The sequence below is a fragment of the Confluentibacter lentus genome, assembly GCF_002806995.1.
GTDB lineage: Bacteria > Bacteroidota > Bacteroidia > Flavobacteriales > Flavobacteriaceae > Confluentibacter > Confluentibacter lentus.
On sequence record NZ_NIHE01000002.1, the window covers coordinates 415,439 to 427,475 of the forward strand.

A 12,037-nucleotide genomic window follows, 5' to 3' on the forward strand; every position below is an offset into this window, starting at 1 on the left:
TAAATTTATTAAATATAAAGAAAGCTAATTTGATTTTTCTTTTTATATGTACATTAAATATAAAGTTGTGGCTTGATAGAGATTATAAAAAAAAAGAAAAACACCTCTGCCAAGGTGTTTTTAATAAATGATTTGATTAAAATGTCCAGTCAAATAATGCTGGTTGAAAAGAAATTAGAATTTGCCTCATTTACAAAAACTAAAAACTCTCAAATTGTTTATCTTTTATTGTGCAAAAATAGCACTTTTTAAGTTATATTTACCACAGATTAAACTTTCTAATCTTTAATCTTATCACAATAAGGCTATATGCCGTAGATGAAAATCTTTAGTCCTGCTTCGGTGGGACTTTTTTTTGCATTATGATTTTAGGAAAAATATAAAAGGGAATGGCATAAAACAAAAAAGCATCCCAATTTTCTATAAAGAAAAAAGGAAAGCTTTCCATTGGTTTAACTACTTAAACCTTTAGCAAACACTAGATGTTTACTAACAACACAACTTCTTTAAAGTGCCAAAAAAAGCCCTAATCTCTTAGAGCTTTCAGCAATTTTAGCGGTCTGGACGGGACTCGAACCCGCGACCTTCGCCGTGACAGGGCGACATTCTAACCAACTGAACTACCAGACCGTTGCTTTATTGCGGTTGCAAATATACATGCCTTTTTTTATATGGCAAATGTTTTTTTGTGTTTTTTAATTTTATTTTAGCTTAAACAAACTTTTGACGCTCTATCATATAAGTGGTCAAGATGGTATTGAAATCCTTATTAATATCCGCCTCAACATAATTAATTTTATATTGCGCACATTTTAAACGCAATGCATCAAAATACGTACTCACGGCTGCTGTATAATTTTCCTTAATGGTATCGGCATACAGATTAATATAGTCACCAGTTTCTACATCTACAAAGCGTTTTGGTGTATTATCAAAATTAAAAGTGAACTCTTTCTCTTTATCGAATACATGAAATAGAATTACTTCGTGTTTGTTGTACTTTAAATGTCTAAGGGCTTCAAACAATTTGGTTTCTTCTTGAGTAGTTTGGAACATATCGGTAAATAAAAAAATCATGGAACGCTTGTGTATTTTTTCAGCAATTTCATGAAGATATTTATACGTGTCCGTTTGTTTGTTTACTGGTTTTGAAACCACCACGTTTGACAACCTATTTAACAACATTTGATGATGGCGTTCACTACCTTTTTCCGGTGCATAAAAATCATAATCATCACTATAAATACTTAATCCGATGGCATCACGTTGCTTTTTGAATAAGTACATTAAGGAAGCCGACGCTAATGCTGAAAATGCGATTTTATTTAAATGCTGTATTGAAAAATTGGATAGCTCGGGATAATGCATGGAACTACTGTTATCAATGATGATGTGGCAACGTAAATTGGTTTCATCATCATAACGCTTGGTATAAAGCTTATCTGTTTTAGCATATAATTTCCAATCGATATGGCGTGTGCTCTCGCCTTGATTGTACATTTTATGCTCGGCAAATTCGGCAGAAAACCCATGAAACGGACTTTTATGCATACCTGAAATAAACCCTTCAACTACCTGTTTTGCAAGCAATTCTAAGTTTTTAAATCCTTCGGCTTTATTAAGTTCGTTTTGTATGTTCATGTTATAGAAGCTAGACCGCTTCGCTTTTAGAATCAAGAATCAAGATTTTATAATCTGTCTTGATTCTTGGCTCTTATCTCTTGGCTCTTTTTACAATACTCTATCTACGATACCATAAGCAACAGATTCTTGCGCGCTCATCCAATGGTCTCTATTAAAATCTTTCATGACTTTTTCAAAAGATTGTCCGCAATTTTCAGCCAATAGTCTAGCACTTAATTCTTTGGTCAATATAATTTCCTTTGCAGTAATTTCAATATCACTAGCTGGCCCACGTGCACCACCGCTTGGTTGGTGAATCATCACTCGGGCATGAGGTTGTATAAACCGTTTGCCTTTCGTTCCTACGGACAATAAAATGGAACCCATGGATGCAGCAAATCCAGTACAAATGGTTGAAACATCACTATTTAATGATTTGATACAATCGTAAACCGAAAAGCCTGAAGTGACATAACCACCGGGGCTATTGATGTATAAATGAATGTCTTTTGTTTCCAAAGCGTCCAAATACAATAATCTGTCAATCACATGTTTTGCCGATTTATCATCTACTTGTCCCCAAAGGAATATTTTACGTTGTTCTAATAACTTACTATCTATAGCGTTTTGAACTTTTACTTTATTACTCATAATGTATTAATTTTTAACTAAAATAAAAAAAGGTTTACCATAATGGCAAACCTTTTCAATTTTCTTTTTTCATTTATATTACAAAAGCGAGTCTATAGCCTCAGTGTAAGCTGCTTTAGGAGCTACACCTACTTGACGGCCAACAACTTCTCCATTTTGAAAAACCAAAACCGTTGGGATGTTACGCACACCATATTTTGCAGCAAATTCTTGGTTTGCATCTACATCTACTTTCCCAACAACCGCTTTGCCTTCGTATTCTTCACTAATTTGTTCAATGATTGGCCCAACCATTCTACATGGTCCACACCAAGCTGCCCAAAAATCAACCAATACGGGTTTACTACTTTTTAATACTGTTTCCTCAAATGTTGCATCTGTTATTTCTAATGCCATAATATTTATATTTTACGCGTTCGACTTTTAATTTAAACTACAAATTTAGTCAAAAAAAACTCTAAAGCTTACAAGCTAACAATTTGTTTTACTTATAACCCCATTGTTTAGCGTTATGCTAATTTGACTATCTATTTTTTATAAATATATCAGGCTGTTAGTTTTATACTTTTCTTTTTCGCAAAAAAAAAGATTCAACTGTATTGAGCAAATCATAAAAGTTTTTATCATTTTATCAAAAAACCAAAAAAAATATTTTTATAGTTAGGATTCCTTACTATATTTGTATTGCAATAATGCAACGAATTAAATTTTATTACAATGAAAAAATCCATTTTTTATCATGCAGGTTGTCCTGTTTGTATTAGCGCTGAGCAAGACATTGTTGAATTAATAGGTGCCGATAATGTTGAAATTATCCATCTAGGGGAGAATAATTCAAAAATTGCTGAAGCTGAAAAATTAGGTGTTAAATCTGTTCCAGCATTGCTTACGCCAAAAGGGAATGTGTTACATCTCAACTTTGGAGCTTCTTTAGAGGCTGTAAAAGGTTAATTTTTGCTTTTTAAAGTTAGGATTGCTAACTTTGCCTGTCAATAATATTAAGTTGGCAGGCATTTTTTATGGAAAATAATGTATTTGACCCAAAGAATCAAGAAACAGACCTTTCAAGCAAAATAGTTGCCGGCTTAGAACGCATTTCTGAAGCTTTCAAGGTATTGTTATGGGAAAAAGCGACCGTATTGGGCATAAGCCCCATACAGATACAAATACTTGTTTTTATTGCTTACCATAAACCGGGATTATGCAATGTGAGCCATTTAGCAAAAGAATTTAATGTATCAAAACCAACCATTAGCGATGCCATTAGGTCTTTGGACAAAAAAGGATTTATTGAAAAGGACTATTCATCATCAGACAACAGAAGTTATACCATTAAGTTATCGGATACAGGCATAAACATAGTTTCCAATACCGAAAACTTTGCTTATCCATTAAAAAAACAATTAAGCAGCATTAATACATCAGAGCTTGAAAACCTTTTTAAAACGTTGAGTACTCTTATTTATCAACTTAATAAAAATGGTATTTTAACCGTACAAAGAACATGTTATGCGTGTAAATTCTACAACAACAAATTGAACTCCCACTATTGCAATCTTTTAGAAAAAGAATTATTAACCTCTGAAATTAGAATTGATTGTCATGAATTTGAGGACAAAAGTTAATTCAGCTTAAAATACACATCCTGATTTTCCAATTCATTAAGTAATTCTTGAGATATTTTCACTTTTTGTTTTCTACTGGGCATTTGTAACTTTATTTGTTCTTTATGATCATAGACTACAAAATTAAGCATATGATTACCCGGATGCATGTGCATTAAATCTTTTAACTGTGCTATTTTGTCTGCTTTTAAATCTTCAATATTAAGTTGAATCGATAGTTTTTTAGCATAGTTTTCCATCACATCATGCAATAACTGAAAACTGTTAAATTGTAAACGAGGTTCACTCATTTTGCCTGTTTCTTTGTTTACCCAACCTTCACGAATCAATGTTTTAACAAACACAAAATTGTTTTTCATTAGAAAGTGTCTGAATTTTAGATATTCTTCACCAAAAATCCTGAACTCAAAACTATCGGTATAATCTTCAACGGTAAATGATGCCCAGCCTTTACCTTGTTTACTTACACGGTGTTGCACATCGGTAACCACACCACCAAAAACCAGTTCTCTATTTACATAGGCATTTAAATCCTTGAACAACGCCAAACTAGCGTTGCAGAACGTATTCATTTCAATTTTGAAATCATCCAGCGGGTGACCCGAAATATAAATCCCAACCACTTCTTTTTCCCTTGCCAATTTTTCCATCGTACCCCATTCTTCACATGGTGGTACTAGTGGTTCTGCTATTTGCACATCACTTGCATCACCAAATAAACTGACCTGAGCCGAGCTTTCATTATCTTGATGTTTGGCACCATAGCGAATCGCTTTTTCCAAAAAGGTTATGCCATCGCCATCATCGTGAAAATATTGCGCACGATGTGTTGCTTTAAATCCGTCGAAACCACCTGCTAATGCCAAATTCTCAAAAGCTTTTTTATTGGCTGCCCGTAAATCGATACGCTTTGCAAAATCGAAAATGGATTTATAGGGACCATCTTTTTTTCTGTTCTCTACAATAGTGACTACAGCACCATGTCCAACCCCTTTTATGGCACCCATACCAAAGCGCACAGCATTATCCTTATTCACCGAAAATTTATAATAACTTTCGTTTACATCGGGTCCAAGCACTTTTAATTTCATACGCTTACATTCTTCCATAAAGAACGTAACTTGCTTGATGTCGTTCATGTTATTGGATAAAACCGCCGCCATATATTCCGCAGGATAATGTGCTTTTAAATAGGCCGTTTGATAGGCTATCCAAGCATAACAAGTGGAATGCGATTTATTAAATGCATAACTCGCAAAGGCTTCCCAATCTTTCCAAACTTTCTCCAATATTTTGGCATCATGACCATTCGCACTGGCTTGCTCTACAAATTTGGGTTTCATTTTATCGAGTACCGCAATTTGTTTTTTTCCCATGGCTTTACGCAATACATCGGCTTCACCTTTTGTAAATCCAGCGAGTTTTTGGGACAAAAGCATCACCTGCTCTTGATATACCGTAATACCATAGGTTTCTTTAAGGTATTCTTCCATGGCAGGCAAATCGTATTCAATAGCTTCATCGCCATGTTTTCTGCGGACAAAACTTGGGATATACTCCATGGGTCCCGGACGATAGAGGGCATTCATGGCAATTAAATCTTCGAAAACCGTGGGCTTTAAATCCTTGAGGTGTTTTTGCATGCCAGGTGACTCGTATTGGAACACACCAACAGTTTCTCCTCTTTGGAATAACTCGTAGGTTTTTTCATCATCCAATGGAAAGTTATCGGGGTCTAAAGTAATGCCGTGTTTTGCCTTCACAATCTTAACCGTATCCTTAATTAAGGTCAAGGTTTTTAGCCCCAAGAAATCCATTTTCAATAATCCGGCTTCTTCAACGACGGAGTTATCAAATTGGGTGACATATAAATCGGAATCCTTAGCCGTAGCTACGGGAACGAATTTGGTAATGTCATCAGGCGTGATAATCACACCACAGGCATGAATACCGGTATTCCTAACAGAACCCTCAAGTATGCGTGCCAAATTAACGGTTTCAGCCTCCAAACCATCACCTTCAGAAATATTTAATAATTGATTGACTTTTTCTAAATCCTCAGACCTAAACTTACTGCTCAATTCCTTTTCACTCAAGCCGAAAATCCGATCTAGCTTGGACATGGTCGGAATCAATTTCGCAATTCTATCGGCATCAAATAATGGCAAATCAAGCACACGTGCCGTATCGCGAATGGACGATTTAGCAGCCATGGTACCATAAGTAATGATCTGTGCTACCTGATTGCTTCCGTATTTTTTAATAACATAATCCATCACTCTGCTTCTGCCTTCATCATCAAAATCGATATCAATATCGGGCATGCTAATACGGTCTGGATTAAGGAATCTCTCAAAAAGCAAATCGTATTTAAGCGGGTCAATATTAGTTATCCAAAGGCAATAAGCAACCACCGAACCTGCCGCAGAACCACGTCCCGGCCCCACCGACACATCCATATTTCGGGCTTCGCGAATAAAATCTTCCACAATAAGGAAGTAGCCAGGATATCCTGTTTTCTCAATAACACTTAACTCGAAATCGATGCGTTCTTTAATGTCTTCAGGAATATCTTCTCCATAGCGTTTTTTGGCACCTTGATAGGTTATATGGCGTAAATACGCATTCTCCCCACGTTTACCGCCATCAACTAAATCCTCTTTATTTTTAAATGCTTCGGGAATATCAAAGGCAGGAAGCAATACTTCCCTCGCCAAACTGTAAATCTCTATCTTATCAACAACTTCCTGAATATTCGTAATCGCTTCGGGCAAATCCTTGAACAGGGTTTTCATTTCTTCCGAAGACTTAAAATAATAATCCTGATTTGGCAAACCATATCGGTATCCTCGACCGCGACCGATAGGTGTGGCCTGCTTTTCGCCATCTTTTACACAAAGTAAAATATCGTGGGCGTTGGCATCTTCTTTTTTGCGATAATACGTATTATTGGTCGCAACTAATTTAATACCATGCTTTTTTGAAAATTCAATTAATACTGAATTGACCCGATTTTCATCTTCCTGTTTGTGGCGCATGAGTTCGATGTATAAATCCTCACCAAACTGCTCTTTCCACCAAAGCAAGGCTTCTTCTGCTTGATTTTCACCAACGTTTAAAACCTTGCTTGGCACTTCACCATATAAATTTCCCGTTAAAACAATCAGGTCTTCTTTATATTGCTGAATAAGTTTTCTATCGATTCTAGGTAAATAATAAAAACCATCCACAAAAGCATGTGATGATAATTTAGCTAGATTATGATAGCCTTTTTTGCTTTTTGCTAAAAACACGATTTGGTACCCGTTGTCTTTTCTGGTTTTATCGGTGTGGTCTTCACAAACAAAAAATTCACAACCTAAAATAGGCTTGATTTCTATTGCCGTTGGTGTTTCGCCTTTTTCAATAGCCGCATCATTTTTTGCTTTTACCGCTCTATTATGATTGCTCACGGATTTCACAAAGTGAAATGCCCCCATCATATTGGCATGATCAGTTAAGGCAACTGCTGGCATGTGATGCTCTGCGGCGGCGGCTACCAAATCATCAATACTTATGGTGGATTGCAATACTGAAAATTGGGAATGGTTGTGAAGATGCACAAAATCGACATCAGCTAAATCAGATATGTTTTGTTTTATTTCTTCAGTAGAAATAGTTTCAACCTTAGCGTTTTTAAGACGCTCTTTAATTTTAGCACTTTCTTGTTTTAGGTTGATATGCTTTAATCCGATTAATTGAATTGTTTTCGGATTGGCTTCATTAAAATCCTTAAAATAATGTGGCTGAACATCGAGCTGTTCTTTGGTATATTCACCCAAACGAACCAACTCTAAAAAGCAACGTGTGGTAGCCTCCACATCGGCCGTAGCATTATGGGCTTCAGCAAAAGGTTCATTAAATAAAAACTCGTGTAATTCCGTTAAAGTCGGTAATTTAAATTTCCCATAACGTCCGCCCGGGATTTGACATAAACTTGCTGTGTGCTCGGTACAAGTATCCAAAACCGGAAGTTCTTGTAGCGGATTGGCAACATTTTCACGCACAAATTCCGCACCCATAATGTTCAAATCGAATGTCACATTTTGTCCGACAACAAATTTTGTTTTGCTTAAAGCTTCATTAAATTTTTTTAAAACTTCAACTAGTGAAATGCCTTGTTCTTGAGCTAATTCAGTTGAAATACCGTGTACTTTTTCAGCATCATAGGGAATATTAAATCCGTCTGGCTGCACCAAATAATCTTGATGTTCGATACAGTTCCCCATGGCATCATGCAATTGCCATGCTATCTGGATACATCTGGGCCAATTATCAACATCAGTAATAGGCGCGTCCCAGCGTTTTGGCAATCCTGTGGTTTCGGTGTCGAAAATTAAATACATCCTTAAAGTTTATTTGTTTGTTGTTGAGTCGTTTATAATGGCAAAGACTTAGCCATTAAAAATACATAGAATTTATACTTTTTTGATTTGAAGTTATCAAGAGTTTTAAACAAAAATCAAATATCTTTTAATTCAAAACACCTATTTTTGAAACTATCAAACGAAATACCATGAAGATTAAACTTTTAACATTGGGTATAGCAATGTCGTTTTTAACCAATCAAGCACAAAACATTCCGCTCTACATTGGCACCTATACAGATGGCACCAGCGAAGGCATTTATAAATTAGAATTTAACCCAGCAACTGGGGAACTTAGTAATTTACAATTAGCAGGAATTACTCAAAGCCCATCATTTATAGCCTATTCACCAAACAAAAAGTATTTGTATGCCGTCAACGAAAGTCTTGAGGGCTTTGTTACCGCCTACAAAGTTCAAGAAAATGGCCAGTTGCAATTTTTAAACAAAGTAGCCAGTAACGGCAAAGCGCCTTGTCATATTTCATTGAACAAACAAGGAAATAAAGCTGTTGTATCCAATTATAGTGGAGGCACTGCGTCCATTTATAGCATTGCAAGGGATGGGAAACTTAATGAAGCGTCACAGATTTTTGATTTTAATACGGCAGACAGGAAATCACATGCGCACTCAGCACAATTTTTTAGAGACGACTTATTTATCGCCGATTTAGGCATGAATACCTTATATCAATACAAATTAAAAAATGACACGTATGAATTAGCCTTACCAAACATTGTTAAGATGGAAGGAAACCCAGGGCCTCGCCATTTCGCCATGACAAAAACAGGTCAATTTATCTATATTATTAATGAATATGGAAGTTCGGTAACCTCGGTTAAAAAAACAGATACTGGTTTTGAACAGATTGATTACGATTCAACCCTAGATGAAAACTATAAAGGGGAAAATTCGTGTGCCGATATTCATTTGTCAAAAAATGAACTTTACTTATACGGTTCCAACAGAGGCGAAAATTCCATTGTCGTCTATAAAAGAAATAAAATAGATGGTACTATTAAAAAGGTTCAAACCATGCCCGTTCATGGTGATTGGCCAAGAAACTTTACGCTAGACCCCACAGGCAAATTTTTATTGGTAGCCAATCAAAGAAGTCATAATATCACTGTTTTTAGGATTGACGCCCCAACAGGAAAACTCTCTTTTTTAAACGAGGTAAAAGTGCCCAGTCCTGTTTGTTTATTGTTTTAAGAAAAGTCCAATTATTAATTGTTAATTATTAATTATTAATTATCTTTGCGCCCTTATTAATAACCGAGGTCGAGAACCTCAAATAATTAATTATTATGCCTGTAAAAATTAGATTACAAAGACATGGTAAAAAAGGGAAACCTTTTTACTGGATCGTAGCAGCCGATGCACGTTCAAAAAGAGATGGTAAATACCTAGAAAAATTAGGAACTTACAACCCAAACACAAATCCAGCTAGTATCGATTTAAATGTTGATGGTGCCGTAACTTGGTTACAAAATGGTGCGCAGCCAACAGATACAGCTAAAGCTATTTTATCTTATAAAGGTGCTTTACTTAAAAATCATTTAGTAGGTGGTGTTAGAAAAGGTGCTTTAACAGAAGAACAAGCTGAAGCAAAATTCACTGCTTGGTTAGATGAAAAAGCAGGAAAAGTTGGTGCAAAAACAGATGGTTTAGCAAAAGCGCAAGCGGAGGCTAAAGCAAAAGCTTTAGAAGCTGAAAAAGCTGCTAATGAAGCTCGTATTGCTGCCGCAGTTCCAGTTGCTGAAGAAGTAGCGGAAGAAGAAGTAGAAGCTGTTGTTGAAGAAACAGCAGAGGCTACAACTGAAGAAGCAGCTCCTGAAGTTAAAGAAGAAGAATAAAAAACAGTATTTTTATACTTTTAAACTCCGATATAACTATCGGAGTTTTTTATGCATAAAAGTTTCCATTTTGAAAATTCCCTTGAAGAAGAGAATTCCTTATTTTTAATATTGAAAGATTTCCGCCTTCGCGGAAATGAAAAATATCCGTTTTTCAATGAAAAAAGAAGATTGTTTTTACTTAGGTAAAATTGTTAGAAAATATAGTTTTAATGGGGAGTTGCTTATAAAACTAGATACTGACGAACCCGAACTTTATGAAAATTTAGATGCCATGTTTGTTGACGTTCGCGGCACATTCATTCCATTTTTTATAGAACATTCCCAACTTCATAAATCCGATTTACTACGTGTGCTATTTGAGGATGTTACCAATGAAGCGGATGCCGATGCGCTCATAAAAAGTGAGGTATATTTACCTTTGGAGTTCTTACCTAAACTAGAAGGCAATAAATTTTATTTTCATGAAGTGATTGGTTTTACCATGGAAGACAAAAACTATGGTAAAGTCGGCATTATTAAATCCATTAACGACACCACAGCGCAAGCTCTTTTTGAAGTCGAAAATGATGGTAAGGAAATCTTAATCCCCATGAATGATCAATTTATTGTAAAAGTGGATAGAAAAACAAAAACCATTATTGTGGATACGCCTGAGGGGTTAATTGATTTATATCTATAGAAAATTCCAAACTTAAAACAACAAATTCCAAAACTTAAGAGTCTAATTTCAATTTATTCATGGAAGATAAAAAAATATATGATTTGGAAGAACGCACTTATATATTTGCAAAAAATTGTAGATTATTAATTCAATCGCTTCCAAAAAATCTATCCAATATTGAAGACGGAAAACAATTAATTCGTTCATCTGCATCAATTGCAGCAAATTACATTGAAGCTAACGAAAAACTTGGCGAAAAAGACTTTAAATTTAGACTGAGAATTGCTAGGAAAGAAGCCAAAGAGACTTTACTTTGGTTAAAACTTTTAAAAGATTTAAACTACAATTTTGTTAGCGAATTAGAAATACTATTAAATGAAGCAGAAGAATTGCGCAAAATTTTATCTGCAATAATCAATAAATCCTAAAACCATTTGGATTTTATAATTTAAAATTTGGAATTTATTTGAACCCATTCAAATTCAAACAATTTACAGTACAACAAGATAAATGTGCCATGAAAATTGGCACCGATGCCGTGTTACTTGGTGCTTGGACTTATATAGAAAATAATCCGTTTTCCATTTTAGATATTGGTGCAGGCACTGGTATTTTAAGTTTGATGTTAGCGCAACGTTCTTCTGCTGAAACGATTGATGCTATTGAAATTGATGATAATGCCTACGAACAATGTGTCAATAATTTTGAGGAATCGCCTTGGGGAGATAGATTATTTTGTTATCATGCGTCATTAGAAGAATTTATTGAAGACATGGAAGAGCAATACGATTTAATCATCTGTAATCCTCCGTTCTATAGTGAAGATTATAAAACAGAAAAATCATCTCGTGATTTGGCGCGTTTTCAAGATGCTATGCCCTTTGAACATTTAATTGAAAGCGTCTCAAAATTACTTTCTGAAGAAGGCGTATTTTCAGTAATAATTCCTTTCAAAGAAGAAGATACATTTATTGCTCTGGCTTCAAAATATAATCTCTTTCCAAATCGGATATTGCACGTTAAAGGCAATCCTTCTTCCGAAATAAAACGAAGCCTTATGGCGTTTTCTTTCAGTGAAAACAATACGAAAATAAGTGAATTAATTATTGAGACTGAAAGGCATCAATACACTGAAGATCACATTAAACTGACGAAAGATTTCTATTTAAAAATGTAATCAAATCGATATAGATTAATTAAATTTGAGAGATTA

11 protein-coding genes and 1 tRNA gene are annotated in these 12,037 nt (G+C 35.0%); 7 read left to right on the forward strand and 5 right to left on the reverse strand.

Annotation, left to right across the window (positions count from 1 at the left end; translation table 11 throughout):
* Positions 1-556: 556 nt before the first annotated feature.
* The 4 genes from CDH50_RS05730 to trxA all read right to left on the reverse strand — a co-directional run bounded on the left by CDH50_RS05730 (position 557) and on the right by trxA (position 2,670).
* A tRNA-Asp gene (locus tag CDH50_RS05730) sits at positions 557-630 on the reverse strand.
* Positions 631-711: 81 nt separating this feature from the next.
* Positions 712-1,641: a DUF58 domain-containing protein gene (locus CDH50_RS05735; protein ID WP_100611036.1), complete on the reverse strand. Its 930-nt coding sequence runs from the start codon at positions 1,639-1,641 to the stop codon at positions 712-714.
* Positions 1,642-1,731: 90 nt separating this feature from the next.
* A complete protein-coding gene (locus CDH50_RS05740; RefSeq protein ID WP_394337007.1) occupies positions 1,732-2,274 on the reverse strand; it encodes a ClpP family protease in 543 nt (180 codons plus the stop codon).
* Positions 2,275-2,352: 78 nt separating this feature from the next.
* Entirely contained in the window at positions 2,353-2,670 is a 318-nt protein-coding gene (gene trxA / locus CDH50_RS05745; RefSeq protein ID WP_100611039.1) for a thioredoxin, read from the reverse strand.
* Between the two features lie 321 nt (positions 2,671-2,991).
* Here trxA and CDH50_RS05750 point away from each other — a divergent pair, with 321 nt between their 5' ends.
* Positions 2,992-3,225: a thioredoxin family protein gene (locus tag CDH50_RS05750; protein ID WP_100611041.1), complete on the forward strand. Its 234-nt coding sequence runs from the start codon at positions 2,992-2,994 to the stop codon at positions 3,223-3,225.
* A 68-nt stretch (positions 3,226-3,293) separates the two neighbouring features.
* The gene (locus CDH50_RS05755) at positions 3,294-3,899 is read left to right on the forward strand and encodes a MarR family winged helix-turn-helix transcriptional regulator (protein ID WP_100611043.1); all 606 of its coding nucleotides are present in this window, start codon (positions 3,294-3,296) and stop codon (positions 3,897-3,899) included.
* Here the strand turns inward: CDH50_RS05755 and dnaE are convergent.
* Positions 3,896-8,284, reverse strand: a complete 4,389-nt coding sequence (gene dnaE, locus CDH50_RS05760) for a DNA polymerase III subunit alpha (RefSeq protein ID WP_100611045.1) — start codon at positions 8,282-8,284, stop codon at positions 3,896-3,898. The genes CDH50_RS05755 and dnaE overlap by 4 nt on opposite strands.
* 170 nt (positions 8,285-8,454) lie before the next feature.
* Here dnaE and CDH50_RS05765 point away from each other — a divergent pair, with 170 nt between their 5' ends.
* From CDH50_RS05765 to CDH50_RS05785, 5 genes are all read left to right on the forward strand, one after another.
* Complete coding sequence (locus CDH50_RS05765; protein WP_100611047.1) at positions 8,455-9,516, forward strand: lactonase family protein; 1,062 nt, start codon at positions 8,455-8,457, stop codon at positions 9,514-9,516.
* A gap of 95 nt (positions 9,517-9,611) precedes the next feature.
* Positions 9,612-10,160 (forward strand): 30S ribosomal protein S16, encoded by a 549-nt coding sequence (locus CDH50_RS05770; RefSeq protein WP_100611049.1) that lies wholly within the window; start codon positions 9,612-9,614, stop codon positions 10,158-10,160.
* A gap of 157 nt (positions 10,161-10,317) precedes the next feature.
* Positions 10,318-10,842 (forward strand): ribosome maturation factor RimM, encoded by a 525-nt coding sequence (gene rimM, locus CDH50_RS05775; RefSeq protein ID WP_100611050.1) that lies wholly within the window; start codon positions 10,318-10,320, stop codon positions 10,840-10,842.
* A 59-nt stretch (positions 10,843-10,901) separates the two neighbouring features.
* Complete coding sequence (locus CDH50_RS05780) at positions 10,902-11,252, forward strand: four helix bundle protein (protein WP_100611052.1); 351 nt, start codon at positions 10,902-10,904, stop codon at positions 11,250-11,252.
* Between the two features lie 38 nt (positions 11,253-11,290).
* The gene (locus tag CDH50_RS05785) at positions 11,291-12,001 is read left to right on the forward strand and encodes a tRNA1(Val) (adenine(37)-N6)-methyltransferase (protein WP_100611054.1); all 711 of its coding nucleotides are present in this window, start codon (positions 11,291-11,293) and stop codon (positions 11,999-12,001) included.
* Positions 12,002-12,037: the final 36 nt, after the last annotated feature.